This is a genomic window from Streptomyces purpureus (assembly GCF_014648195.1).
GTDB classification, from domain to species: domain Bacteria; phylum Actinomycetota; class Actinomycetes; order Streptomycetales; family Streptomycetaceae; genus Streptomyces; species Streptomyces purpureus.
Genome location: NZ_BMQQ01000010.1, coordinates 202,829 through 228,279, shown reverse-complemented (window position 1 = coordinate 228,279; position 25,451 = coordinate 202,829). Strand labels below are relative to the sequence as shown.

Sequence of the window (25,451 nt, the reverse complement as noted above, 5' to 3'; positions counted from 1 at the left end):
GATCCGTTTTCCGTTTCTGCCACCCGCTGGAGCGGGCTGCCGGGCTGTTCTTCGCTTTCGCGTTTCCCTTTCCGGCGATTCCGACTCTATCAGAATCATTTCCGCCGACCTAATCGGCTTCGTGATTCGAATGAGAAATCGGAGGCGGCTCCTCGGAAATTCAATTTCCGACCGGAGCGAGAGAGATATTAGCTGCTGGCCTTCGAACATGTCCAGTCCGAGGCAACCGTTAAAACCTACCTCCCCACGCGCCCCGTGTCAACGGGTCTTGCGGGCGAAGAGGAGACTAGCAGGTCAGAGGCGTCGTACGCACATCAGGCGGCGGTCGGCAGCTCGGCGCTGCGGTCGGGCTCCTCCACGTCGCCCGCGTCGCCGGCCCGGGCGGCTCGGCCGCCGAGGATGTAGACGTAGGCGAGAAACGCCAGCTCAGCGACGATGCCGATGGTGATGCGAGCCCAGGTGGGAAGGCCGGACGGGGTTACGAAGCCTTCGATCAGGCCCGAGATGAAGAGGACGAGGGCGAGGCCTATCGCCATGCCGACGGCTGCGCGGCCTTGCTGGGCCAGGGCTGCGCGGCGGGTCCGGGGGCCCGGGTCGATCACTGTCCAGCCGAGGCGGAGGCCTGTGCCGGCGGCGACGAAGACGGCGGTGAGTTCCAGCAGGCCGTGTGGGAGGACCAGGCCCAGGAACGTGTCGAGGCGTCCCGCTGAGGACATCAGGCCGATGCCGACGCCGAGGTTCAGCATGTTGAGGAAGAGGATCCAGATCACCGGGACGCAGAGGAAGGCGCCGAGGACCAGGCACATGGCGGCGGCCTGGGCGTTGTTCGTCCAGACCTGGGCGGCGAAGGAGGCTGCCGGGTGGCTGGAGTAGTACGTCTCGTACTGGCCGCCCGGTCGCGTCATCTCGCGGAGCTCCTGCGGGGCCGCGATCGACGCCTGGACCTCTGGGTGCGTGCTGATCCACCAGCCGATGAGTGCGGCGACCAGGGTGGAGAGGACGGCTGTCGGGATCCACCAGTGGCGGGAGCGGTACACCGCTGCGGGGAAGCCCGAGGTCAGGAAGCGGGCGGCGTCGCGCCATGAGGCGCGACGGGTGCCCGTGACTGCGGCCCGGGCGCGGGCGACGAGCTGGGTGAGGCGGGCCGTGAGCATCGGGTCGGGCGCGCTGGACTGGATCAGCGAGAGGTGCGTGGCCGTGCGCTGGTAGAGGGAGACGAGTTCGTCGGCCTCGGCACCGGTGAGGCGGCCGCTGCGGCGCAGGAGGTGGTCCAGGCGGTCCCACTCGGCGTGGTGGGCGGTGACGTAGACGTCGAGGTCCATGATCGGCTGCTGCTCCAGGCACTGGGTGCGGACGGGTCCGTACTGCTGCGGCGCGCTGCGGGTCAGCTTGGCAGACTGGCGTTTCGAGGGGTTGGGAAGGTCGACGAAGGGTGGGCGTCATGAGCGGGGTCGTGACAGGGGATGCCGTTGTCCTGGGGCTGCAACCGGCGAGGCTGCCCAGTCGTGCGCTGGCGATCCTGCTCGACCTGGTCGTGGTGTGGACCGTGTATCTCCTCATATCCGTCGGCCTGGCGGTCGCCACGGCTTCGCTCGACGACGCGGCTCGTACGGCGATCCAGATCGCGTCCTTCCTGCTGGTGCTGGTCGGGGCGCCGATCGCGGTGGAGACGCTGACGCACGGTCGTTCACTCGGGAAGCTGGCCTGCGGGCTGCGGGTGGTGCGGGACGACGGTGGGCCGATTCGTTTCCGGCACGCGTTGGTGCGCGGGGCGATGGGGGTGGTGGAGATCCTGATGACGTTCGGGGTGGTCGCTTGTATCGCGTCGCTGGTCTCGGCTCGCGGGCGGCGTATCGGTGATGTGTTCGCGGGGGCGCTGGTCGTACGGGAGCGGGTGCCGGCGGCGCGGGCGCGGGTGGTGCCGCCGCCACCGCCGTGGCTGGCGGGACGGTTCGCGGACCTGGATCTCTCGGCCGTACCCGATGATCTCTGGCTTGCGATACGGCAGTACCTGACGCGGATGGGGCAGCTGGACGCGGAGGTGGGGCGGACGCTGGCGGAGCGGCTGGCGGACGAGGTGGTGGCGCGGACCGGGACCCCGCCGCCTGCCGGGGTGCCCGCGGCGGCGTATCTGGCCGGTGTGGTGCAGGAGCGCCAGGCGCGGGAGGCGCGCAAGGCGTTCGGTGAGGTCTCTGCGCGGCGCCGGGACTCTGGGGCGGGTGTGGCCGGTGGTGGTCCCTTCGCCGCTCCGGCTCCCGCGGCTGTCAGGACTGCGGCGGCCGCGCAGCCCGCTCCGTCCGCTCCCGCCGCTCCCTCGGCCCCGTCCGCCCCGGACGCGGCGCCGACGCCGCCGCCGCCCGCGACGGGCTTCGCGCCTCCCGCTTAGACGTCAGGGAAGACCGAGGGCGGGGATTCGAGGGCTTCGAGCTCGATGCCGGGGGCGGAGAGGACGACGTCACCGGCGATGTGGACGGTGTGCTGTTCGCCCGTGTCGAGGGCGCTGACCTGGTATTCGTCCACGATCAGAGGGCCGTTGTCAGTGGCGTGCGCTTCACTCTTCATCAGGGCCCACGACTGGTCGACGGTGAGGGGGGCGAGGACCGGGTCCGTGAAGGCGACGAGCCTGACGCGGGTCGCGGGGGAATCGGGGGTGAGCCGAAGCAGACGGGATGTCGCGACGAGGAACGCCGGGGATCGGCCGGTGAAGGCATGGGCGCGCACATTGCCTTCCGTGGCCTCGGTGCCGGTGGGGTCGGTACGGACCCAGGTGACGCCGTCGAGGGCGGCGCCTCGGACCTGCCAGCTCGCGGCGTGGAGTTCAAGGCGGATGGGGCGGCCGAGGTCGTCGAGGGCGAGGTCGACGGAGCCGGCGTGGTCGCCGGAGGGGGTGGTGATCTGGGAGACGTAGCGCCAGCCGGAGGGGCCGGGGGCGCAGTGGAAGTGTTCTTCGCCGAGGGGGGTGTGATCGTGCGGATCGTGGAGCGAATAACGGCCGCGGGGCATGGGTCCTCGGGGGCGGGGTGAGGTCGGTGGCCGGAAGGGCGGCCGACGACGACGGGTGGTGCGGGCGTCGGTGCGAGGAAGCAGGGCAGGCCCCCCGGCACGGGGGTGCGGGGGGCCTGCCTGAACTTCCTTCTACCTGCCGGCTACTGCCGCTGGAGGATCAGTAGCGGTAGTGGTCGGGCTTGAACGGGCCCTCGACCGGGACGCCGATGTACGCCGCCTGCTCGGGGCGGAGCGTCGTCAGCTTCACGCCAAGCGCGTCGAGGTGGAGCCGGGCGACCTTCTCGTCGAGGTGCTTGGGCAGCACGTAGACGTCGGTCGGGTACTGCTCCGGCTTCGTGAAGAGCTCGATCTGGGCCAGGGTCTGGTCCGCGAAGGAGTTCGACATCACGAAGGAGGGGTGGCCGGTGGCGTTGCCCAGGTTCAGCAGGCGGCCCTCCGACAGCACGATGATGACCTTGCCGTCGGGGAACGTCCACGTGTGGACCTGCGGCTTGACCTCGTCCTTGACGACCCCGGGGATCTTCGCCAGGCCGGCCATGTCGATCTCGTTGTCGAAGTGGCCGATGTTGCCGACGATCGCCTGGTGCTTCATCTTGGCCATGTCCGAGGCCATGATGATGTCCTTGTTGCCCGTGGTCGTGATGAACAGGTCCGCCGTCTCGACGACCTCGTCCAGGGTCGTGACCTGGTATCCGTCCATCGCGGCCTGGAGGGCGCAGATCGGGTCGATCTCGGTGATGATCACCCGCGCGCCCTGGCCCCGGAGGGACTCGGCGCAGCCCTTGCCGACGTCGCCGTAGCCGCAGACGACCGCGACCTTGCCGCCGATCAGGACGTCGGTGGCGCGGTTGATGCCGTCGACCAGGGAGTGGCGGCAGCCGTACTTGTTGTCGAACTTCGACTTCGTCACGGCGTCGTTCACGTTGATCGCCGGGAAGAGGAGGTCACCGCTCTGCTGCATCTCGTAGAGGCGGTGGACACCGGTGGTGGTCTCCTCCGTGACACCGCGGATCTCGGACGCCAGCTGGGTCCACTTCTGCGGGTTCTCGGTGAGGGTGCGGTTCAGGAGACGGAGGATGTGGCCGTACTCCTCGCTGTCCGCGGTCGAGGGGTCCGGGGCCGAGCCGGCCTTCTCGAACTCGACGCCCTTGTGGACGAGGAGGGTGGCGTCGCCGCCGTCGTCCAGGATCATGTTCGGGCCGCCGGTGGGGCTGTTCGGCCACGTCAGGGCCTGCTCGGTGCACCACCAGTACTCCTCCAGCGTCTCGCCCTTCCAGGCGAAGACCGGGACGCCGGCGGGGGCCTCGGGGGTGCCGTTCGGGCCGACGGCGATGGCGGCGGCCGCGTGGTCCTGGGTGGAGAAGATGTTGCAGGAGGCCCAGCGGACGTCGGCGCCGAGGGCGACCAGGGTCTCGATGAGCACGGCGGTCTGCACGGTCATGTGCAGGGAGCCGGTGATGCGGGCGCCGGCGAGGGGCTGCTGGGCCGCGTACTCCTTGCGGATCGCCATCAGGCCGGGCATCTCGTGCTCGGCGAGGGTGATCTCCTTGCGGCCGAAGGCGGCCAGGGAAAGGTCGGCGACCTTGAAGTCCTGCTGGTTGGCGACAGTCGTCATGACTGGGCTGCTCCTCGTTGTGTCGGTTCGAGGGTTCGGGCGGGCGCGGGCACGGCGGTGCCGGGCATGGGAAAGCCCGGGTGTTCCGTGCAGGGGTGCACGGGTGTCCCGCAGTGCAGTCGTCGGAGGCCCTCTCTCCCTCGGACGGTCCCGCGGACCGCCCGACCGCCATCAGCAGCGACGTCTGGCTCGGTCACGAATCTACACCGATCGGCGCAGCGGACCACAGTGGTCATGCCGAAGGGGCCCGGGTCGTGGTGACCTCGGGCCCCTTCGGGGTCGGCGCCGGACGGGCGACGCTGCCGTGGACGGTCGGCCGTCAGTGGCCGGGGCCGCCGGGGTTCTTCGCCGGGTTCACGCCGGTGTCTGCGGCCGACTCGTCGTAGATGTCGGGCTCGAGGTAGATGACCCGGGCGATCGGGACGGCCGCGCGGATGCGGTCCTCGGCGGCGTTGATGGCGGAGGCGACCTCGGCGGCGGTGTTGTCGTGCTGGACGGCGACCTTGGCGGCGACGAGCAGCTCCTCGGGGCCGAGGTGGAGCGTACGCATGTGGATGAGGCGGGTGACGGTCCGGCCGTCCACGACCGCGTCCTCGATCTTCTTCACGTCGTCGACGCCGGCGGCCTCACCGAGCAGCAGGGACTTGGTCTCGGCGGCGAGGACGACGGCGATGACGATGAGGAGGACGCCGATGCAGAGGGTGCCGATGCCGTCCCAGACGCCGTTGCCGGTGGCGAGGGCCAGGCTGACGCCGCCGAGGGCGAGGATCAGGCCGACCAGCGCGCCGAGGTCCTCCAGGAGGACGACCGGGAGCTCGGGCGCCTTGGCGCGGCGGACGAACTCCTTCCAGGAGAGGTCGCCGCGGACGGCGTTGGACTCCTTGATGGCGGTCCGGAAGGAGAAGGTCTCCGCGATGATCGCGAAGACGAGCACGCCGACGGGCCAGTACCAGGCCTCGATCTCGTGGGGGTGCTTGATCTTCTCGTAGCCCTCGTAGATGGCGAACATGCCGCCGACGGAGAAGAGGACGATGGAGACGAGGAAGGCGTAGATGTACCGCTCGCGGCCGTAGCCGAAGGGGTGCTGCGGGGTCGCCTCGCGCTGTGCCTTCTTGCCGCCGAGGAGCAGCAGGCCCTGGTTGCCGGAGTCGGCGACCGAGTGCACGCTCTCGGCGAGCATCGAGGACGAACCGCTGAAGAGGAACGCCACGAACTTGGCTACCGCGATCGCGAGGTTGGCGGCGAGGGCCGCCACGATCGCCTTGGTTCCGCCTGACGCGCTCATGGGTGGTGAAGGTCCCTTCCTCGGTGTGTCGCTGCCGTGCGGCCGCCGTACGGCCGCACATTGTTGCAGCAGCCGCGAGGGAGGGTACGTCAGGCCACCACTGTGGCGCGGAAGACCGTACCGGTACCGGACAGTTCGGTCTTTTCACCTGCCGGGACGAAGGCGGACTGTCCTGGGGTGAGGTCGAGCTCGCCGACGCGTACGGCGCCTGCCGTGCAGAGCAGGATCTGCGGGGTGGGGGCGGTGGCGTCGGTGGGGGCCGCGCCCGGGGCCCGTACGAAACGGCTGAGGCGGAATTCGTCGATCGGGGTCTCGTAGACCTCCTCGCCCGTGGGCGAGGCCTCGGGGCGGAGCACCCCTGGGTCGCCCGCCTCGAAGCGGACGACCTTGAGCAGTTCGGGCACGTCGACGTGCTTGGGGGTGAGACCGCAGCGCAGGACGTTGTCGGAGTTGGCCATGATCTCGACGCCGAGGCCGCTGAGGTAGGCGTGCGGGACGCCGGCGCCGAGGAAGAGGGCTTCACCGGGCTGAAGTTCGACGTAGTTGAGGAGCATCGCGGCGATGACGCCGCGGTCGCCGGGGAAGTGGTGGGCGAGTGCGGCGTATGGGGCGTGCGCGCCGCCGAGGCGGTCGCTGGCGGCGGCGGCCTCGGTGACGGTGGCCGTCATCTCCTCCGGGTCGGCGGTGAGGATCGCGGTGAGGACCTCGCGCAGGGCGGCGTCTTCGGGGTGGGCGTGGAGCAGGTCCACGTACGGCTTGAGCGAGTCGACGCCGAGGGCGGCGAGGGAGTCGGCGGCCTCGACCGGCGGGCGGAATCCGCAGAAGCCCCGGAAGGGGGTGAGGGCGCAGATGAGTTCGGGCTTGTGGTTGGCGTCCTTGTAGTTGCGCTCGGGCGCGTCGACGGGGAGGCCCGCGGCTTCCTCGGCGGCGTACCCGGCCTTGGCCTGTGCGAGGTCGGGGTGGACCTGGAGGGAGAGGGGTGCGCCGGCGGCGAGGATCTTGAGCAGGAAGGGGAGGTGCGGGCCGAACTTCTCGACGGTGGGGGCACCGAGTTCGCGTACGGGGTTGTCGGCGATGACTTCGTTCAGGGGGCCGCGGTCGGTCTGCGAGGGCGCTCCCGGGTGGGAGCCCATCCACATCTCGGCCTGCGGCTCGCCGGAGGGGGCGACGCCGAGGAGTTCCGGGATGGCCGTCGTGGAGCCCCAGGCGTAGGGGCGGACGGTGTTGGAGAGGCGGTCCATGAAGCGTTCCAGCTTTCCTCGGTGCGGGAGGGGCTCGGGGGCGGAGGGCCTGGGAGGGGGCCCGGTGGCCGGAGGGTGCGTGACGGCGGGTCGGGGGAAGGAGAGCGCGCCCGCTCAGGAAACGGCGGCGACGCGAGTGACAGCGGTCATGATGTTCGAGGCGGCGGTGGAGCGAGTCATGAGGAGCTGCCGGGTGTTGCCGCTGTGGCGGCGGAGGCCAGAGCGAGGTAGACGGCGGCGAAGTCCGTGATGGCGACCAGCTCGGCGAGGGCTTCGAGCTCGGTGCCTTCCGCGGGCTCCAGTTCGCTGATGGCCGTGTCGTGGCTGAGGGCCAGTTCGCGGGCGGCCGGGGCGGCGGTGAGGCCTTCGGCCGGGCGGTCCCGGAGCAGGACCACCCGGGTCCGCAGCGCCTGCGGCTCATCGACCCGGTCGCGGAAGAAGTCGTCCGGATCCGCGCCGGCCGCGAAGTCGCTCGCGAGCAGGACGCCGTGCGCGGCGAGGGCTTCCGGGAGGTGGGCGGCGAGCGCGGGCAGGCCCGCGAGCTCGGCGAGTACGGCGGCGAACCGGCGGCCGGCCGGACCGGCGGTCGCGCCCTCGGTCCAGATCAGCGGCAGGGACTCGGTGAGCTCCGCGGCGAGGGCCTTGGCCGGGTTGCTGTGCGTGGCGATGGCGGGTCCGCAGCGCTCGGCGGTGTGATCGAGGCGGTCGGCGACCTTCTCGAGGACGTCCGGGGGCGCGGTGGCCAGGCCCAGCTGGTCGAGGAGGGCGAGCAGGGGGGTGAACAGCGCCCAGAGCGCGCCGGGGCTGGCGGCGGGGGTTTCGAGGGTTTCCTCGTACTGCTCGTTGGGCGGGGTCGCCATGGGGACGACGAGGCCGTGGGTGTTGCCGACCGCTTCGGTGAGCGGGGAGCGCCTGGGGGCGACGGCGACGACGGTCACGCCGCGGCGGTAGGCCTGCTCGGCGAGGAGGGCGAGGCCGGGTTCGGAACCGTCCGTCGTGACGACGAGGAGGAGGTCCACGGAGCCGGCCCAGCCGGGGAGCTCCCAGCGCAGGGCACCCGCGGCGGGGGCGACGCCGGTCGGGTGCAGCCGGGTCACCGGGGCGGCAGCGCCCGCGAGGGCGGTGACCAGGTCCGCGACGCCGGTGGCGGCGGTGCCGGTGCCCGCGACGAGCACGGCGCGGGGGCGGCCCTCCGGCCTGAGGTCGCCGATGCCGGCCTCGGCGGCGTGCCGGGCGGCGGTGCGCACGCGGGCGCCGGCTTCGGCGGCGCCGCGCAGGAGGCCACGGTGGTCGGCCCGGGCGAGGGCGTCCGGGTCGTCGAGCAGCGACTCGTCGAGCATGGGGGTGGGGCCTCCGATCGCCTTCGCCGGTTGTCCTGTGGCGTGCGTCTGCGCGCGTACGTTACGTGCGTTACGTGAACGGGCGTGCGCCCACGTGGGTCACTCCGGGCGACGGGCCTCGTCGACGAGGAGGACGGGGATGCCGTCGCGTACGGGGTAGGCCAGGCCGCAGTCGGCGCCGGTGCAGATCAGCTCGGGGGTCTCGGCTGCGGTGCGGTCCTTGAGGGGCGCGTGGCAGGCGGGGCAGGCGAGGATCTCCAGGAGGCCGGCTTCGAGCGGCATGGGGGTTGTCCCTTCGGGGTGCGGGCGGGGTCTGTCGGCGTTGGGGTTGGGCCAGGTCAGCCTACCGCCGGGGGGCGGCGGGCGCGGCTTGGGTGACGGGGGCGTCACCGCGCGGGGCCCCGGCACCGTGGACCGGGCTCGCCCCTCCGCGCGCCGGGAGGCTTCGAGCCAATCGACGTGCGGAGGGGACCCGGAAACACGCGGGGGGTTCCGGCTCGGCACGCGGAGGGGGCCGGAGCCTGCCTCACGCGCAGAGGGACTCAGTCCGTCGCCCGGACCAGGGACAGGACCTCGTCGCGGATCGCGGTCATCGTGGTCTCGTCCTGGGCCTCGGCGTTCAGGCGCAGCAGCGGCTCCGTGTTGGAGGGGCGCAGGTTGAACCACCAGGTCGGGGCGGTGACGGTGAGGCCGTCGAGGGTGTCGATCGAAACGCCGTCGCGGGTCTCGAAGGCGGCGCGGACCGCTGCCATACGCGCGGTCTGGTCGTCGACGGTGGAGTTGATCTCGCCGGAGGCGGCGTACCGGTCGTACGAGGCGACCAGCTCCGACAGCGGGCCTTCCTGGCCGCCGAGGGCCGCCAGGACGTGCAGGGCCGCGAGCATGCCGGTGTCCGCGTTCCAGAAGTCACGGAAGTAGTAGTGCGCCGAGTGCTCGCCGCCGAAGACCGCGCCCGTGCGGGCCATCTCCTCCTTGATGAAGGAGTGCCCCACGCGCGTACGGACCGGGACGCCGCCGCTCTCCCGTACGACCTCGGGGACCGACCACGACGTGATCAGGTTGTGGATGATCGTGCCGCCGGGGTGCTTGGCCAGTTCCCGCGCCGCGACCAGGGCCGTGATCGCGGACGGGGAGACCGGCTCGCCGCGCTCGTCGACGACGAAGCAGCGGTCCGCGTCGCCGTCGAAGGCCAGACCGAGGTCCGCCCCCTCCGCGCGGACCCGGGCCTGCAGATCGACGATGTTCTTCGGGTCCAGCGGGTTCGCCTCGTGGTTCGGGAAGGTGCCGTCCAGCTCGAAGAACATCGGCACCAAGTCGAGCGCCAGCCCCTCGAACACGGTCGGGACCGTGTGGCCGCCCATGCCGTTGCCGGCGTCGACGACGACCTTCAGCGGCCGGATCGACGCCACGTCCACCAGAGACTTCAGATGGGCCGCGTAGTCCCTGAGGGTGTCCCGCTCGGTGATCGTGCCGGGAGTCGCGGCCGGCTCGGGGGCCGACGCCCAGGACTCGACCAGGGTCCGGATCTCCGACAGGCCCGAGTCCTGGCCGACCGGCGCCGCGCCCGCACGGCACATCTTGATGCCGTTGTACTGGGCCGGGTTGTGCGAGGCGGTGAACATCGCGCCCGGCAGGCCGAAGCTTCCCGACGCGAAGTAGAGCTGGTCCGTCGAGCAGAGACCGATCATCGTGACGTCCGCGCCCTGGGCGGCCGCGCCGCGCGCGAACGCTCCCGACAGGCCCGGCGACGAGGGACGCATGTCGTGTCCGACGACGATCGCGTCCGCGCCGGTCACGTGCACGAACGCCGCGCCGAACAGCTCCGCCAGCGGCTCGTCCCACTGATCCGGCACCACTCCGCGGACGTCGTACGCCTTCACGATCTGCGACAGATCAGCAGCCACGGTCCAAACCCTCCTGAAGTCTCGGACCGCCCAAGCTACCGTTCCCCGCCGGCGCCGGGTGCCGGGGCTAGGAGTCAGGGGAGCGCAGGACCCGCAGATGGCCTCGGCGGCCGGCCTCGACCGGGCTGCCGCCGCGTCCGCCGCCCTTGCCGCCGGCCTCCGCCGCGCGTTCCTGGGGGCGGGCCGCTTCCCGTACCGCGTTGGCGAGGGCTTCCAGATCGTCGCCGCTCGGCCGGGACGGGCCCGACGCGTCGGTCAGCCTGACAACTTCCCAGCCACGCGGCGCGGTCAGGCGCTCGCTGTGCTCGGCGCACAGGTCGTAGCAGTGGGGCTCGGCGTAGGTGGCGAGCGGGCCGAGGACCGCAGTCGAGTCGGCATAGACGTACGTCAGTGTCGCGACGGCAGGGCGGCCGCACGCGGTGCGCGAACAGCGACGTACAGGGCTCACGACGTTGGACGGTACCGCACTCTTGAGCGGGCCGCGACGACTCTCCACCAGGTCACTCCACCGTGTCGCGGTGTGACGTCCGACACGGGGCCCCTCGGAGCAACTGGCCTGACCTGCGCGGGAGGAGGGGCCGGCGGAGGCCGGAGGTGAGCGATCCGGACATCGGGCGGTGTGAATCCGGTCAATCCCGGACGGCGAGCCGGTCGCCGGAGCGTTCGGATTCGGGCCCGGGCCTGGCCGGAACGTTCAACTAACGACATCCGGGTCGGCCGGCGCGTGGAGAGCTACGCTGCGTCAGTGATGGACAGTGCCGGACCGCCCCGCCCGATCGAGCCACGGCCCCGCCGCCGCGACCGCCACGGCCGCGGCATGCGCGGGCCCGTCGCGCCGCCGCAGGTGCCCCTCTCGCTGAGCCGGGCCGAGTCCTTCCGCGATCTGGTGCAGGACTCGGTGGAGCGGCTGGAGCGGCGCTGGCCGCAGCTGGCCGAGGTGGACTTCCTTGTGATGGAGGTGCCCGACCCGCGCGCGGACTCGGTGCCGCTCGGCAGCGCGCTCCCCGCCGGGAAGGACCGGCCCGCGCGGGTGGTGGTCTACCGGCGGCCGATCGAGATCCGTACGAAGAACCGCGACGAGCGGGCGCTGCTCATCCACGAGGTGGTGGTCGAGCAGGTCGCCGACCTGCTCGGCCTCTCCCCCGAGTCCGTCGACCCGCGGTACGGGGACAACTAGCCCGGTACGCGCGGCCCGCCCCGGGTGGTGTCAGTCCAGGACCGTGAGGTCCTGGCGGGCGGTGGGCACCTCGACCGTGCCCTTGTCGTCGGGCAGCGTCTGGATCGTGAACATCGGGATGCCGTCCTGCGGTACGGCCAGCGTGCGCGAGGCGTGCACCGGGCCGCCCGAGACCGTCTCGACGATCAGGGCGTACGAGCCCTTGAGCCCGGCGGGCACCGGCGGGGCGACCGCCAGGGTCGTACCGGCCTTGACCGTGTACGTCTTGCTCACCGGCGCGCCGGCCTGGGTCCCCGCCGAGGCGGTGACCTTGACCTCGGCGGCGGCGGCCGGGGCGGTCAGGGAGAGCGTCGAGCCGGAGGAGCGGTTGTCGGCGACGGCCGACCGCGCGCCGACCGGTCCGGTCGCTGGGACGAAGGCGATCTCCTGCTTCTCGCCGCTGCCGCGGATCACCCGCAGCGCGGCCACCACCGGGGTCGCCTGCTCCTTGCGGGCCGGGGTGAGCAGCAGCGAGCCGGGCTCGCCGCGGGTGACGTTCTTCAGCTCGACGGCCGCGGTCATACCGGACTTGACGTGCAGGGACTGCTGGGCGGCCGGGGTGAACGTGCCCGTCGCCCCGGCGAGCTGGATCTTCACCTCCGCGTCGTCGTCCCCGGGGGCGTACGCGATCAGCTTGACCGACGTGGCGTCGGCGGGGATGCCGGGCAGGACGAGCGTGCCGGAGGGGTCGGCGGAGGCGGACAGCCAGTCGCTGCCGAGCTTGTCGTCGGCGGAGCGGACCACGGCGCCCACCCGGCCGGTGCGGGTCGTGACGTGGACGGTCAGGTCGGCGGTGGGGGGCGCGGCGGTCAGCGTGGAGAGCAGGACCGGGACGCTGGAGCGGGCGGGCACCGGAATGCCCTCGCTGAGCGAGGACTTGAGGACGCCCTCGGGGCCGTACAGCTCGATGTCGGCGACGGCGGCGGTGTCGTCGGGGTTGGTGAGGTGGACGTAGTCCTGGCGCTCCTTGGCGGTGGAGGCGCCGGGGAACCAGAAGTCGGTGTCGGGGGCGGTGCAGCTGACGCCGAGCAGGCCGCGGGCCGTGCCGGCGGCCTGGACCGTGGTCTGCTGGGTGGTCCAGCCGGGGGCGAGCGAGCCGGAGGCGGAGCCGACGAGGGCGGGGGCCCCGGCGCCGTTGGCCGTGGCGGAGGCGGGCTTGCCGGACTGGGTGAGGGTGAGGGTGGCCTTGTCGGGGGCCGGCGCCTTGTCCGTCTTCTTCTTGGTGTCCGGGTCGGTCAACGTGGCGTTGGTCGGCTTCAGTTCGGCCTTGGCCGGGGCCGGGTCGGCGCCCGTGCCGCCCTTCGCGTCCGGCGCGGCGGTTCCGGCGGGGGTGTACGAGGTGTACACCGTCTCCGCCAGCTCGGAGCTGCTCGGGGACGGGCAGAGCAGGCTCGTCCGCTCGACGGGGAGCCGGGCCGGGGCCTTCGCCTCCGTGGCCTGGGGGCCGTCGGGGGCGGTCAGGGCGGCGAAGCCGGTGACGGCTGCGAGGGCGGTGGCGGCCGCGATCAGGGAGAGGGTGGTGCGCTTCACTGGTTGCTGCTCCCGTCGGGACGCTGCTCGGTGTCGTAGCCGTACCCGTGTCCGTGTCCGTATCCGTCGGTGTACGGCGGCTGCTGCGGCTCCTGGTACTGCTGCTGCTCATAGTGCTGCTGGTACGGCTGCTGGTACGGAACCTGCTGGCCTTGCTCGCCTTGGCCGTACGCGTCGTACTGGCCATTGGCCTGGCCACCCTGGCCGTTGGACTGGCCGTCGTACTGACCCTCGTACTGGCTCTGCTGGTACGGGTACTGGTCGGCGGGCTGCTGGTAGTACTGCTGGTTCGGGTCGTACGCGGGGTAGTTCTGCCCGTCCCACTCCCCGTACGACGGCTGCTGCGGGACCTCCGCCTGCTGCGCGGTGTACGGGTCGGCGTCCGGCTCGGCGGTCTCGGTGGCCGTGGCCGTGGCGGTCGCGGTCACGGCGGCCGCCGCTTCGGCCTCGGCGGCGGCGCGGAGCCGGCGGGCCCGGCGGCCGTCGCCCTCCATGGCCTGGGCGGGAACGGCGGCTTCCTCGTCGGGCATGTCGTCGTCGATCTCGCGGCGGCGACCCGGCAGGGCCATGATCACCAGGACGACCGCGAGGACGGTCTGGGTCCAGATCCAGGCGGTGTGCGTGAGCGGCTCGTCGTACGTCAGGGCCAGTCGGCCGCCCTCGGCGGGGAGTTCGAAGCCCTGGGCCCAGCCGTCGACGGTGGTCCTGGTCAGCTCCTTGCCGTCGAGGGTGGCCTGCCAGCCGTCGTCGGCGCGGTCGGCGATCCGCAGGACGCGGCCCTCCGGGCCCTTCGGGATGTCGGTGTGCGCCTCGACCGGGTCGGAGGCGACGGGCAGCGGTTCGGCCTTCCCGGACGCGTCCGGCTTGGGCACGATCATGGCGCGGGCGACCTGGCGGTCGACGCGCCACAGGGCGCTGCCGTCGAGCTGGCTGAGGCGGCTGAGGCCGGGGGTGGCGTCGAGGACGCGGCTCATCTGGCGGGGCGCTCCGTCCCGTACGAGGACGTAGCGGATCGCGAAGCCGCTGAGCTGGTCGGTCTGGTCGGCGCCGGAGCCGGCGACGAGGTGGGCGACGACCTTGTCGAGGCGGGGGTCGCTGCCGCCGGTCGCGGCGAGTTCGGCGTCGCCGAGGCGGGCGCCGGAGCCGCGAACGAGGGTGTACGAGACCGTGGCGGACGAGGTGCCGCCGAGGACGAGGGTGCGGGGCTGGTCGCGGGTGCCGCTCTCCTCGGCGACGAAGGCCGGGACCTGTACGGGGTCACGCCGCTTGAGGGGGCCGTCCGCGCCGCCGAGCATCCAGCCGGCGGCGGCGAGGAGCGGGCCGGCGGCGCAGGAGAGGGCGATCAGGGCGGCGACGGGCTGGCGCCAGCCGAAGCTCTGGGCGGCGACGCGGGTGCGGCCGCCTTCGGCGCCGAGCATGCCGGCGGCGACGAGCGCGAGTCCGTAGACGAGGGTGGCGGGTCCGGCCCAGCCGGTGTTGTCCGGGCCGGAGCCGTTCATCAGGACGGCGAGGACGAGCCCGGCGAGGGCGGCGGCCCAGGCCGTGCGGACCGCGAACTGCCGCTCGGCGCGCAGCAGGGCGGCGAGCCCGGCGAGGACCAGGCCGAGCAGGAGCAGCCCGCCGGTGGCCTTGGGGCCGCCGGGGCTGATGCCAAGCAGGTCGAGTGCGGAGGCGGGGCCCGTGCCGAAGGTCAGGCCGGCTTCGCGCAGGAACGCCGAGGGGCTGGTCAGCAGGGAGAGCGACCAGGGCGCGAGGACGAGCAGGGGGGTGCCGACGGCGGCGAGGAAGCGCAGGCCGTAGGCGGTGATGTCGTCGCGGCGCAGGGCGAGGACGGCGAGGCCGAGGACGACGGCGAGCGGCCAGACGACCGGCGTGAACGCCATCGTGAAGGTGAGCAGGAGGGTGTACGCCCAGGTGGCGCGCCAGCTGCCGCGTCCGTCGCCGCGCAGCCCGTGGGCGGCGACGGCGGCGCGGGCGATCAGCGGGAGCAGGATGGCGAGGACGGCGGTGCCGAGCCGGCCGGTGGCGAGGGCGCCGGTGGCGGCGGGCAGGAAGGCGTACGCGATGGCGCCCCAGGCGCGCAGGAGCCGGGACTCGACGAGCGAGCGGGAGGCGAAGTAGGCGGTGAGGCCGGCGAGGGGCACCGAGCAGACGAGGAGGACGGTGAGCGCGAAGCCGGTGGAGCCGAGGAACAGGGCGGACAGGCCGGCCAGTACGGCGAGGTAGGGCGGGGCGGACTGGGTGCCGCCGGTGCCGATGGGGTGCCAGCCGTCGGCGTACCGGCTCCACAGGGCCGAGACGTCGTCGGGGACGGGCAGCAGGGCGCCGCCCGCGAGGGAGCCGCCGCCGAAGAGGCCGCGGCAGGCGACGACGGAGACGACGAGGAGCAGCGCGAAGAGGACCGGGCCCGGCTTGCGGGCGATCTTCTTGAGCCGGGCGAACTGCTCGATCTCCATGTAGTCGGCGTCGTCGCCGCCGGGGCCGGATTCGACGGCGCCGTGCCGCGAGCCGCCCGATTCGGTGTCGGAGCCGCCGAAGTTGGACGCGACCTGTTCGAAGGTGGCGCGGATGGTGGCGCCGGCCGGCGGGAAGAGCGGGCGCAGTTCGCTGTTGGGTACGGCCGGCTTGGCGCGCCTGCGGCGGGCGGCGATGATCCGCTCGGGGCGGAGCAGGACGCCGAAGAGGCCCATGACTTCGTCGACGGCCTGCCCGGGCACCTTGCCCACCAGGTAGGCGAGGGTGCGCAGCAGGGTGCCGAGGACGAGGCGGAGCAGTACATAGGGGAGGGCGATGCCGCGCGCGTTGGCGAGCAGGGTGTAGACGGCTCCGGCCTTGTCCACGCGGTGCGGGTTGGTGACCGAGCGGCCGGCGCAGTCGACGGTGCGGCGTTCGCGCGCGGAGGCCTCCGCGTGGCGCAGGACGGCGTCGGGGGCGACGAGGACGCGGTAGCCGGCGCTCTGGGCGCGCCAGCACAGGTCGACGTCGTCGCGCATCAGCGGCAGGCGGCGGTCGAAGCCGCCGAGCCCTTCGAAGACGTCGCGGCGGATGAGCATGCCGGCGCTGGAGACGGAGAGGACGCCGCGGACCTGGTCGTGCTGGCCCTGGTCCTGTTCGCGCCGGTCGAGTCCGGTCCAGCGGCGGCCGCTGCGGGCGATGGAGACGCCGACTTCGAGCAGCTGCTTGCGGTCGTACCAGCCGCGCAGCTTGGGTCCGACGACTCCGGCCTCGGGGTCGGAGTCGGCGACGCGCAGGAGTTCGGCGAGGGCGTCGGGGGCGGGTGCGCAGTCGTCGTGGAGCAGCCACAGCCACTGGACCGGTTCGCCGTGCGGGAGTTCGGGCATGTCGTAGGCGTCGTCGCGCCAGGACCTGCTGACCGGGTCCCAGCCGCTGGGCCGCTTCAGATAGGGCAGGTCGTCGGGGCCGAGGACCGGGGCGGTGCGGGCGGCCTCGTCGACGGCGGCGCCGAATCCCGTACGCCGGGCCAGGTGCAGGACCCGCTCGTCGCCGATGGCTTCGGTGACCAGCCGCGCGGAGTCGTCGGCGCTGCCGGTGTCGGCGGCGATGACGTTCTGTACGGGGCGTTCCTGGCCGAGGAGTCCCGCGAGGGCGTCGGGCAGCCAGCGGGCTCCGTCGTGGGAGACGAGCACGGCGGTGACGACATGGCGCGGATACTCGGGCGCCTGGGCGGGAGCAAACGCTGGCGTGGTGGCGGACATCGAGGTACGGGCCCTCCGGCCGGGGTCGCCCGCGGGGGGCGTGGGAGCGTCTGGGACGGGGCCCCACACTAATGGCTGGCAGCAGAACGGTCCGCCGCCTGTGGCCAGAGCACAGGGGCGGACCGTTCCTTGCGTACAGATGTGTCAGATGTGTGCGTTTTGATCGCGCGCGGGTCGGGCGGCGATCAGATGCCGGTCAGACAGCGGTCAGACAGCGGCCTTCTTCAAACGGCGGCGCTCACGTTCGGACAGGCCGCCCCAGATTCCGAATCGCTCGTCGTTCTGCAGGGCGTACTCGAGGCATTCCGAACGGACTTCACAGGCGAGACAGACCTTCTTTGCCTCTCGGGTGGATCCGCCCTTCTCGGGGAAGAAGGACTCGGGATCGGTCTGTGCGCAGAGTGCGCGCTCCTGCCAGCCGAGTTCCTCGTCCGCGTCCTCGACCAGCAGTTCCTGGAACAACTCGGTCATGTGCGCCCCTCGTCCGTCTTTGCGTCCCCGTGCTGTTGCCGCTACCGATTTCGGCTGAACGACACGAGTGAAATTACAAGTTCGTAGCTCCGCGCGAGTCAAGCCGAGATCTGCTATTGGGCCCGGTATTCACTCTGCGGAACCAAGGCTATGCGGAAAGTGTTCAAATCACCAAAAACGCGACACATGCCACCGGCTCCTTCCGAACCCCCTCAGAGGGCCCAGGACAGGCCCCTACAGGGAAGGACGACGGAGCTCGCGATCTTGTTGCGATCGAGGCCGGGAAGCGACCCGGATCACAGTACGGTCACGGCGCGCGATCACCGAGCGTGATCACGGCCACCCCGCGGCACTCCCGGCAGAACCGGAGGTTTGCGAGCCCGGTTGCTGCGCCATGTCTCCGGCCCCCACCCTGAGCAAACCTTTCTGCGCTCGCAGTAACCGGATGAGGTGAAACATTGCCCCCAAACCGGGCATTGAGTTGACAGTCGGGTATCGGGCCCGCCACCTTTGATCCCATGCCAGCGACCTCAGCGCCCTCCGCGACCCACGCCCGTGGGTTCCGCCGCGCTGTCCAGGACCGCTGTTGCTGTTGCTGTTCCAGCTGTTGATGCGCACCCACGGCCGATGAAGCCGTAGCGCTCCAGCGTTTTCCCCCGCATCACCGCATCGCTTGCATCGACGCATCCTGCCGAGGAACCCCGCACCCATGAACAGCGACAGCGACCTTCAGATCGCCGGCGACCTCTTCGAGGTCCAGCACCTCCTCCAGCCCGCCAAGCAGCACCCCGCCACCGTGGCCGACTTCGTCGGACTCGCCCGCTCCATCGCCGCCGACCGCGCCCAGTGGGAGCCGCTGGTCCGGTACGACGCCACCACCCGCTGGTACCACCGGCTGCGCACCGGCCCCGGCTACGAGGTCTGGCTGCTCTCCTGGGTGCCGGGCCAGGGCAGCGGGCGGCACGACCACGGCGCCTCCTCCGGCGTACTGACTGTGCTCCAGGGCGAGCTGACGGAACGTACGGAACGGGCGCACCGCCGGCTCGGCGACGGCGCGCAGAGGGTCTTCGCGCCCGGCTACGTCCACGAAGTGGTCAACGACTCGCTCGAACCGGCCGTCAGTCTGCACATCTACTACCCGGGCCTGACCGAGATGCCGATGCACCCGCCCACGCACCACGCGCGGTGCGCCCCGACGGCCCGAGGTGTCGTACCCGCCTGACAGACTGCTGTGCATGCGCATTGTGGTTCTGGCCGGCGGCATCGGTGGTGCCCGATTCCTGCGTGGCCTCAAGCAGGCCGTCCCCGACGCCGACATCACGGTCATCGGCAACACCGGTGACGACATCCATCTGTTCGGACTCAAGGTCTGCCCCGACCTCGACACGGTGATGTACACCCTGGGCGGTGGCATCAACGAGGAGCAGGGCTGGGGCCGGGCGGACGAGACCTTCCATGTGAAGGAGGAGCTCGCGGCGTACGGCGTCGGGCCCGAGTGGTTCGGGCTGGGCGACCGGGACTTCGCCACCCACATCGTCCGTACGCAGATGATCGGCGCCGGCTATCCGCTGAGCGCCGTCACCGAGGCGCTGTGCGCGCGCTGGCAGCCGGGCGTGCGGCTGCTGCCGATGTCCGACGACCGGGTCGAGACCCATGTCGCGATCGACGTCGACGGCGAGCGCAAGGCCGTGCACTTCCAGGAGTACTGGGTCAGGCTGCGGGCCTCCGTCGACGCGCACGCCGTCGTGCCGGTCGGCGCCGAGCAGGCCAAACCGGCGCCCGGGGTCCTGGAGGCGATCGCCGAGGCCGACCTCATCCTCTTCCCGCCGTCCAACCCCGTGGTCAGCATCGGCACGATCCTCGCCGTGCCCGGCATCCGGGAGGCGATCGCGGCCGCAGGCGTGCCGGTCGTCGGCCTCTCCCCCATCGTCGGGGACGCGCCGGTGCGCGGCATGGCCGACAAGGTGCTGGTGGCGGTGGGCGTGGAGGCCACGGCGGCGGCGGTCGCCGAGCACTACGGCTCCGGGCTGCTGGACGGCTGGCTCGTCGACACGGTCGACGCGGGCACGGTGGAGGCGGTCGAGGCGGCGGGGATCCGCTGCCGGGCGGTGCCGCTGATGATGACGGACCTCGACGCGACGGCCGAGATGGCCCGCGCGGCGCTGGCCCTCGCGGAGGAGGTCCGGGCGTGAGCGTCGGCAACGACGGGAGCACGGACGTCGCGGCGGCGCCCGCGTACCGGGTGTGGGCACTGGGCGGGCTGCCGGAGGTCCGGGCCGGTGACGACCTCGCCAAGCTCATCGCGGGCACCGAGCCGGGGCTCGTCGACGGTGACGTCGTGCTGGTCACCTCCAAGATCGTCAGCAAGGCGGAGGGCCGGATCGTCGCCGCCGACGACCGGGAGGCGGCGATCGACGCCGAGACCGTACGGGTCGTGGCGCGGCGCGGGACACTGCGGATCGTGGAGAACCGGCAGGGTCTGGTCATGGCCGCGGCCGGGGTCGACGCCTCCAACACTCCTGCCGGGACGGTGCTGTTGCTGCCCGAGGACCCGGACGCCTCGGCCCGGGCGATCCGCACGGGGCTGCGGGACACCCTCGGGGTCGACGTCGGCGTCGTCGTCACGGACACCTTCGGGCGGCCCTGGCGCAACGGCCTGACCGATGTGGCGATCGGCGCGGCGGGCGTACGGGTCCTGGACGATCTGCGCGGCGGTACGGACGCGTTCGGCAACCCGCTCAGCGCGACCGTCGTGGCCACCGCCGACGAGCTCGCGGCCGCCGGGGACCTGGTGAAGGGAAAAGCGGCCGGGCTGCCCGTCGCCGTCGTGCGCGGGCTGCCGCATCTGGTGGGCGGCGAGGACGGCGCGCGGGCGATGGTCCGCGTGGCCGCCGACGACATGTTCCGCCTCGGCACCTCCGAGGCGGTCCGGGAGGCGGTCACCCAGCGGCGTACGGTCCGTGAGTTCACCGACGAACCCGTCGACGGCGGCGCCGTCCGGCGCGCCGTGGCGGCGGCCGTCACCGCGCCCGCGCCGCACCACACCACGCCTTGGCGGTTCGTGCTGCTGGAGTCCGAGGAGTCGCGGGTGCGGCTGCTGGACGCGATGAAGGAGGCGTGGATCGCCGATCTGCGCCGGGACGGCAAGTCCGAGGAGTCGATCGCCAAGCGGGTGCGCCGCGGTGAGGTGCTGCGCCGGGCGCCCTATCTGGTGGTGCCGTGCCTGGTGACGGACGGCGCCCATCACTACGGCGACCCGCGCCGGGACGGCGCCGAGCGGGAGATGTTCGTCGTGGCGGCCGGCGCCGGGGTGCAGAACTTCCTGGTCGCGCTGGCCGCGGAGCGGCTGGGCTCGGCGTGGGTGTCCTCGACGATGTTCTGCCGGGATGTCGTACGGGACGTGCTGGACCTGCCGGAGCACTGGGACCCGATGGGCGCGGTCGCCGTCGGGCACCCCGCCGCTCCGGCGAAGGAGCGTCCGGCCCGGGAGGCCGGGGACTTCATCGCCGTGCGGTGAGCCCCGGGGCACCCGGGCCCGGAGGGTCTACAGAGCGCCGATGTTGCCCGGGGTCATCCTGGGCGCGCGGCGCGGAGGAGTGCGGCCGCTGAGGAGGATGAGGCGGGCGGCGCGGTGGCGCTGGCCCGCGTACGGCTCCAGGAGTTCCAGCATCGCCGCGTCGTCGGCGTCGCGGTCGCCCGCGAGGGCGTAGCCGACGATGCTCGGCAGGTGGTAGTCGCCGACGGAGACGGCGTCGGGGGCTCCGTGGCTGCGCTGAACGGTTTCGGCGGAGCTCCAGGGGCCGATGCCGGGGATCAGCTCCAGACGCTCCTGCGCCTGCTCGGGCGCCATGGCGGCCGCCTCCTCCATCCGGCGGGCGACTCGGACCACGCGCAGGATCGTCGAGGCGCGCTTGTTGTCGACACCGGCGCGGTGCCACTCCCAGGACGGGATCGTCGCCCAGGTACGGGGCTCGGGCATGACGTGGAGCCGGGGGTTCGGACCGGGCGCGGGCTCGCCGTACCTGCGCACGAGCAGCCGCCAGGCGCGGTACGCCTCGTCCGTGGTGACCTTCTGCTCCAGGATCGTCGGGATCAGCGACTCCAGGACCAGTCCGGTGCGGGCCAGCCGCAGGCCGGGGCAGCGGCGGTGGGCGGCCGCGAGGAGACGGTGGCGCGGGGTGAAGACGTCCGGGTCGTCCTCCGCGCCGAGCAGGGCGGGGAGCCGATCCAGCAGCCACTCGGCGCCGGGGCCCCAGGCTTCGGCGCGGACCTCGCCCTCGGCCGCGAAGGCGGTGGTACGGAGCGTGCCGGGGCCCTCGGGCGTACGGCAGGTCCGCCACACGGAGCCGTCGGTGGTCTGGAAGGTGGGGTCACCGGGGCCGCGGCGGAGGGGGCCGAGGGTGAGGCCGACGTCGAGCGGGGTGGGGGGCGCGTAGCGCCGGGTCTGGGAGGGAGTGAGGGCGGGGGCGGTCCGGGCGGGGGGTATGCGGGCGTCACCACCGCGGACGGAGGTGCGGGTGGGGCGGGGTGCGAAGCGGCCGGACACGTTTATGAGGGTAGCCGGGGTGCGGGCCGACGGGGTGCGGGGCCAAGCAGAGGGCGCCGCGGCCGTGGGGTCTGTGCCCACCCGTTCCGCCCCATGCGGAACGCATGCCCACAAACCCCTCTCAGTCCTCTACTGGTCGGACGAGAACCGCAGCGATCTGTTCGGGAGGATCGCGTCGCACCAGACTCTTACGCCGTCGCGGAGTTCGTTGTCCGCGCCGACGTGGGCGCCGTCGCCGATGACCGCGCCCGTGACGGTCGTACGGGCGCCGACGCGGGCGCCCGCGCCGATGAGGGAGTCGGTGATGACCGCGCCGGCCTCGATCGTCGCGCCGGTGAGGATCGTGCTGCCCGAGACCCGGGCGCCGGCCTCGATCGTCGCGCCCTCGCCGACGACCGTACCGCCCGTCAGCTTGGCGTCCGGGGCCACCGTGGCCGTCGGCAGGACCAGTCGGTCGCCGCAGCGGCCCGGGACGGCCGGGGAGGGTGCCCGGCCCTGGACGAGGTCGGCGGAGCCGCGTACGAACGCCTGGGGCGTGCCCAGGTCGAGCCAGTACGTGGAGTCGACCATGCCCTGGAGGTGCGCGCCGGCGGCCAGCAGGTCGGGGAAGGTCTCGCGCTCGACGGAGACCGGCCGCCCGGCGGGGATGGTGTCGATCACCGAGCGGCGGAAGACGTAGGCACCGGCGTTGATCTGGTCGGTGACGATCTCCTCGGGGGTCTGCGGCTTCTCCAGGAAGGCGGTGACCCGGCCGGTGGGGTCCGTGGGGACCAGACCGAAGGCCCTCGGGTCCTCGACCCGGGTGAGGTGGAGCGAGACGTCGGCGCCGGACGACTCGTGGGTGGCGACCAGCGCGCGGATGTCGAGTCCGGTCAGGATGTCGCCGTTGAAGATGAGTACGGGGTCGTCGGGGCCGGAGTGGAGCCGTGAGGCCACGTTGCGGATGGCGCCGCCGGTGCCCAGCGGCTCCTCCTCGGTGACGTATTCGAGGTGCAGCCCCAGTGCCGAACCGTCACCGAAGTGCGGTTCGAAGACCTCTGCCAGGTACGACGTCGCGAGCACGATGTGCTCGACGCCGGCCGCCCGGGCCCGGGCCAGCTGGTGGGTGAGGAACGGGACGCCCGCCGCGTGGACCATGGGCTTCGGTGTGTTCACCGTCAGCGGGCGCAGCCGCGTGCCCTTGCCACCGACCAGGAGGATCGCTTCTGTCACCTTGTCGTCTCTGCTTCCTGCTGGGGCCGGTCGTGTGCGGTCGTATGACCGATGTGACCGGCCAGTGTATGCAGACCGTCAGGAACATGCCCCGACCGCTTCCCCGTGACGTGACCCTCACGTTCGCCCCTGGAGGGTCGCGGAGGCGGTGCGGGCGGTGCCGAGCTTGCTGTAGAGCCGTTTTCCGGGGCACTCGGTGGCGAATCCGTCCCGGTGTCCGGAGATGGTCTTGAGCTTCACCTTCGTCCCCTTCTTGTACAAGTTGCCCCCGCCGGACGTGAGATACGTCGTACCGCGCGGGTTGACTCCGTACAGGCCGAGCTTCCAGGCCGTCAGGCGGGCGATGGCGTTGACGGCAGCGGTGGGTGGGGCCTTGGTGGTGAAGGTGCCGAGGACGGCGACGCCCATGCTGTTGGTGTTGAAGCCGCGGGTGTGGGCGCCCTGGACCGGCTTGGAGACGCCACCGGCGCGTCCTTCGTAGATATTTCCGCATTTGTCGACGGCGAAGTTGTAGCCGATGTCACGCCAGCCGCTGCTCACCACGTGGTAGCGGTAGATACTGCGCAGGAGTGAGGGGACCTGCTTGCAGGTGTAGTTGTTGCCCGTGACCGTGTGGTGCACGAAGGCGGCCTTCACCGACTTGGTGTAGGCGAAGTTCTTCTCGCGGAGCTTCTCGTCGGCTCCCCAGCCCTTGCGGGTGACGATCTTCGGGCGCGGCCCGATGTACGGCTTGGCGAAGCCGACCAGCCGGGCCTCCGTCTCCGCCTTGCCGAGGGCGGGGATGATGGTGGCGCCAAGGGGGGCGAGGTCGGCGTTGACGGCGGACGAGGCCGCCTGTTCGGCCGTCATGGGGCCGGTGACCGGGGCCCGGTCCCCGTCGTCGCGCACGGAGCTGCGCGGGCCGGCCGCCACCACGTCCACGGGGTCCTGGCCCGGGTCGACGAGTTCGAGGCGCAGACCGCCGGGGAGTGCGGCGGTGCCGTCCGCCTGGACGCGGACCTCGACGGCGTCCGAGGCCCCGACCCAGAGCGGGGCCGTGGCGCCGCGGACGGTGCGCGACGCGCTTTCGGCGGAGCCGGGGTCGGCGGCGTGCTCGTGGTTGTGGGTCTCGAGGTCCTGCCAGCCGGACCAGGCGCGGCTGCCGCTCGGGCGGGTACGGACCTGGACCGTGCCGTGCAGTTCGGCGGTGGCGTCGTCCCAGACGACGCCGACGAGCGAGAAGGGGCGGACTTCGCGCGGAGGCAGGCCCTGCCGTGTGGAGCCGGCGATGCGGTCTGACGCCTGGGGTCCGAGTGGGGCGAGTGGGAGGGACTGGGTGGAGCCCGGGACGGCGTCCGCCTCGACCGGTGCGGCGGGCGGTGCCGCCACGGTGGGCGACGCGAACGGAACGGCGAGGGCGGCGGTGCACGCGACCCCGATGGCGGAGGCAAGGTAGGCACGCATGGACCGATCGTGTGCGGGCCGGAGTTGTTCCGCCCGTCGGAATGACGCCAGGAAGCTGACGGGGCGTCGGTCCGACCGGTGGACGGGGTCACCGGTACGGCGGGTCCCGGGCGGGCCCGCCGCGTACTGTTGCGCGGGTGAATGCCAGCGACCGCACCCCCGCCGACCTGCTGCGATCCGCGCTCGCCGCGGACCCGGCCCGCCCCTTGGTCACCTTCTACGACGATGCCACCGGTGAACGCGTCGAATTGTCCGTGGCCACCTTCGCCAATTGGGTGGCCAAGACGGCCAACCTCCTCCAGGGCGACCTCGCCGCCGGTCCCGGCGACCGGCTCGCGCTGCTGCTGCCGGCGCACTGGCAGACGGCCGTGTGGCTGCTCGCCTGCGCGTCGGTCGGGGTGACCGCGGAGGTGGGCGGCGATCCGGCCGGGGCCGATCTCGTCGTCAGCGGTCCGGACACGCTGGAGGTGGCGCGAGCCTGCTCCGGCGAGCGGGTCGCGCTCGCGCTGCGCCCGCTGGGCGGGCGCTTCCCGGCGCCGCCGGCCGGGTTCGCCGACTACGCGGTGGAAGTGCCGAGCCAGGGCGACCGGTTCGCGCCGTTCGCACCGGTGGACCCGGACGCGGCGGCGCTGCGGGTGGAGGACGTCGAGCTGACGGCCGCCGAGCTCGTCGAGCGAGCCCGGGCGGATGCCGCGGCGTGGGGCCTGGAGCCCGGCGCGCGGCTGCTGTCGGGGCTTCCGTACGACACCTGGGAGGGGCTGTCGGCGGGGCTGTACGCACCGCTCGCCGCGGGCGCGTCGGTGGTGCTGTGCCGGAACCTCGACCAGCTGTCGCCGGAAGGCCTGACGAAGCGGATCGAGAGCGAGCGGGTCACCGACACGCGTACGTGAGCGCGCCTGTACGGTCCACGCGCGCCGGTACGCCCC

The 25,451-nt window shown here is 72.5% G+C and carries 21 protein-coding genes; 6 read left to right on the top strand and 15 right to left on the bottom strand.

The genetic code is table 11. The features are described from left to right. Positions 1 to 314 precede the first annotated feature (314 nt). A complete protein-coding gene (locus IEZ01_RS15730; protein ID WP_189202185.1) occupies positions 315 to 1,322 on the bottom strand; it encodes a stage II sporulation protein M in 1,008 nt (335 codons plus the stop codon). A 119-nt stretch (positions 1,323 to 1,441) separates the two neighbouring features. Here IEZ01_RS15730 and IEZ01_RS15725 point away from each other — a divergent pair, with 119 nt between their 5' ends. After that, positions 1,442 to 2,386 carry an RDD family protein gene (locus tag IEZ01_RS15725; RefSeq protein ID WP_189202183.1) on the top strand — a complete coding sequence of 315 codons (945 nt, stop codon included), beginning with the start codon at positions 1,442 to 1,444 and terminating at the stop codon, positions 2,384 to 2,386. Here the strand turns inward: IEZ01_RS15725 and IEZ01_RS15720 are convergent. The 8 genes from IEZ01_RS15720 to IEZ01_RS15685 form a co-directional block, all read right to left on the bottom strand. Further along, positions 2,383 to 3,003, bottom strand: coding sequence for a hypothetical protein (locus IEZ01_RS15720; protein WP_019886834.1), 621 nt, complete (start codon positions 3,001 to 3,003; stop codon positions 2,383 to 2,385). The two genes, IEZ01_RS15725 and IEZ01_RS15720, sit on opposite strands and share 4 nt — an antisense overlap. A 160-nt stretch (positions 3,004 to 3,163) precedes the next feature. Beyond that, positions 3,164 to 4,621: an adenosylhomocysteinase gene (gene ahcY / locus IEZ01_RS15715; RefSeq protein ID WP_189202181.1), complete on the bottom strand. Its 1,458-nt coding sequence runs from the start codon at positions 4,619 to 4,621 to the stop codon at positions 3,164 to 3,166. A 319-nt stretch (positions 4,622 to 4,940) separates the two neighbouring features. After that, positions 4,941 to 5,906, bottom strand: coding sequence for a cation diffusion facilitator family transporter (locus IEZ01_RS15710; protein ID WP_189202179.1), 966 nt, complete (start codon positions 5,904 to 5,906; stop codon positions 4,941 to 4,943). A gap of 89 nt (positions 5,907 to 5,995) precedes the next feature. Next, entirely contained in the window at positions 5,996 to 7,147 is a 1,152-nt protein-coding gene (gene manA, locus IEZ01_RS15705) for a mannose-6-phosphate isomerase, class I (RefSeq protein WP_019886838.1), read from the bottom strand. A 176-nt stretch (positions 7,148 to 7,323) separates the two neighbouring features. Beyond that, the gene (locus IEZ01_RS15700; RefSeq protein ID WP_019886840.1) at positions 7,324 to 8,487 is read right to left on the bottom strand and encodes an SIS domain-containing protein; all 1,164 of its coding nucleotides are present in this window, start codon (positions 8,485 to 8,487) and stop codon (positions 7,324 to 7,326) included. Positions 8,488 to 8,586: 99 nt separating this feature from the next. Continuing rightward, positions 8,587 to 8,769 carry a Trm112 family protein gene (locus IEZ01_RS15695; RefSeq protein ID WP_019886841.1) on the bottom strand — a complete coding sequence of 61 codons (183 nt, stop codon included), beginning with the start codon at positions 8,767 to 8,769 and terminating at the stop codon, positions 8,587 to 8,589. Positions 8,770 to 9,029: 260 nt separating this feature from the next. Continuing rightward, positions 9,030 to 10,391, bottom strand: coding sequence for a phosphomannomutase/phosphoglucomutase (locus tag IEZ01_RS15690; protein WP_189202178.1), 1,362 nt, complete (start codon positions 10,389 to 10,391; stop codon positions 9,030 to 9,032). Positions 10,392 to 10,458: 67 nt separating this feature from the next. Then, the gene (locus IEZ01_RS15685; RefSeq protein ID WP_019886843.1) at positions 10,459 to 10,887 is read right to left on the bottom strand and encodes a DUF3499 domain-containing protein; all 429 of its coding nucleotides are present in this window, start codon (positions 10,885 to 10,887) and stop codon (positions 10,459 to 10,461) included. 252 nt (positions 10,888 to 11,139) lie between these two features. On the opposite strand from IEZ01_RS15685, the gene IEZ01_RS15680 reads away from it, so the two are divergent. Next, the gene (locus IEZ01_RS15680) at positions 11,140 to 11,568 is read left to right on the top strand and encodes a metallopeptidase family protein (RefSeq protein ID WP_019886844.1); all 429 of its coding nucleotides are present in this window, start codon (positions 11,140 to 11,142) and stop codon (positions 11,566 to 11,568) included. A 30-nt stretch (positions 11,569 to 11,598) separates the two neighbouring features. Here the strand turns inward: IEZ01_RS15680 and IEZ01_RS15675 are convergent, their stop codons facing one another. From IEZ01_RS15675 to IEZ01_RS15665, 3 genes are all read right to left on the bottom strand, one after another. Continuing rightward, positions 11,599 to 13,137, bottom strand: a complete 1,539-nt coding sequence (locus IEZ01_RS15675) for a DUF5719 family protein (protein ID WP_189202176.1) — start codon at positions 13,135 to 13,137, stop codon at positions 11,599 to 11,601. Further along, on the bottom strand, positions 13,134 to 16,853 hold the full coding sequence (locus IEZ01_RS15670) for a glycosyltransferase family 2 protein (protein WP_189202173.1): 3,720 nt from the start codon (positions 16,851 to 16,853) through the stop codon (positions 13,134 to 13,136). Before IEZ01_RS15670 ends, IEZ01_RS15675 begins: the two co-directional genes overlap by 4 nt. A gap of 207 nt (positions 16,854 to 17,060) precedes the next feature. Continuing rightward, positions 17,061 to 17,324 (bottom strand): WhiB family transcriptional regulator, encoded by a 264-nt coding sequence (locus tag IEZ01_RS15665; protein WP_015033978.1) that lies wholly within the window; start codon positions 17,322 to 17,324, stop codon positions 17,061 to 17,063. A 709-nt stretch (positions 17,325 to 18,033) separates the two neighbouring features. On the opposite strand from IEZ01_RS15665, the gene IEZ01_RS15660 reads away from it, so the two are divergent. The 3 genes from IEZ01_RS15660 to IEZ01_RS15650 are packed head-to-tail and all read left to right on the top strand — an operon-like array spanning position 18,034 to position 20,841. Continuing rightward, entirely contained in the window at positions 18,034 to 18,546 is a 513-nt protein-coding gene (locus tag IEZ01_RS15660; protein WP_019886847.1) for a cysteine dioxygenase, read from the top strand. 13 nt (positions 18,547 to 18,559) lie between these two features. Then, positions 18,560 to 19,516 (top strand): 2-phospho-L-lactate transferase, encoded by a 957-nt coding sequence (cofD, locus tag IEZ01_RS15655; RefSeq protein ID WP_189202171.1) that lies wholly within the window; start codon positions 18,560 to 18,562, stop codon positions 19,514 to 19,516. Next, positions 19,513 to 20,841, top strand: a complete 1,329-nt coding sequence (locus IEZ01_RS15650) for a coenzyme F420-0:L-glutamate ligase (RefSeq protein ID WP_019886850.1) — start codon at positions 19,513 to 19,515, stop codon at positions 20,839 to 20,841. Before cofD ends, IEZ01_RS15650 begins: the two co-directional genes overlap by 4 nt. A gap of 27 nt (positions 20,842 to 20,868) precedes the next feature. Here IEZ01_RS15650 and IEZ01_RS15645 read toward each other — a convergent pair whose 3' ends face one another. The 3 genes from IEZ01_RS15645 to IEZ01_RS15635 all read right to left on the bottom strand — a co-directional run bounded on the left by IEZ01_RS15645 (position 20,869) and on the right by IEZ01_RS15635 (position 24,525). Beyond that, complete coding sequence (locus tag IEZ01_RS15645; RefSeq protein WP_189202169.1) at positions 20,869 to 21,870, bottom strand: DNA-3-methyladenine glycosylase family protein; 1,002 nt, start codon at positions 21,868 to 21,870, stop codon at positions 20,869 to 20,871. A 129-nt stretch (positions 21,871 to 21,999) separates the two neighbouring features. Further along, entirely contained in the window at positions 22,000 to 23,082 is a 1,083-nt protein-coding gene (gene manB / locus IEZ01_RS15640; RefSeq protein ID WP_019886852.1) for a mannose-1-phosphate guanylyltransferase, read from the bottom strand. Between the two features lie 117 nt (positions 23,083 to 23,199). Continuing rightward, a complete protein-coding gene (locus IEZ01_RS15635; protein ID WP_189202167.1) occupies positions 23,200 to 24,525 on the bottom strand; it encodes a peptidoglycan recognition protein family protein in 1,326 nt (441 codons plus the stop codon). A gap of 137 nt (positions 24,526 to 24,662) precedes the next feature. Here IEZ01_RS15635 and IEZ01_RS15630 point away from each other — a divergent pair, with 137 nt between their 5' ends. Beyond that, on the top strand, positions 24,663 to 25,415 hold the full coding sequence (locus tag IEZ01_RS15630; protein WP_019886854.1) for a TIGR03089 family protein: 753 nt from the start codon (positions 24,663 to 24,665) through the stop codon (positions 25,413 to 25,415). The last annotated feature ends 36 nt before the right edge of the window (positions 25,416 to 25,451 follow it).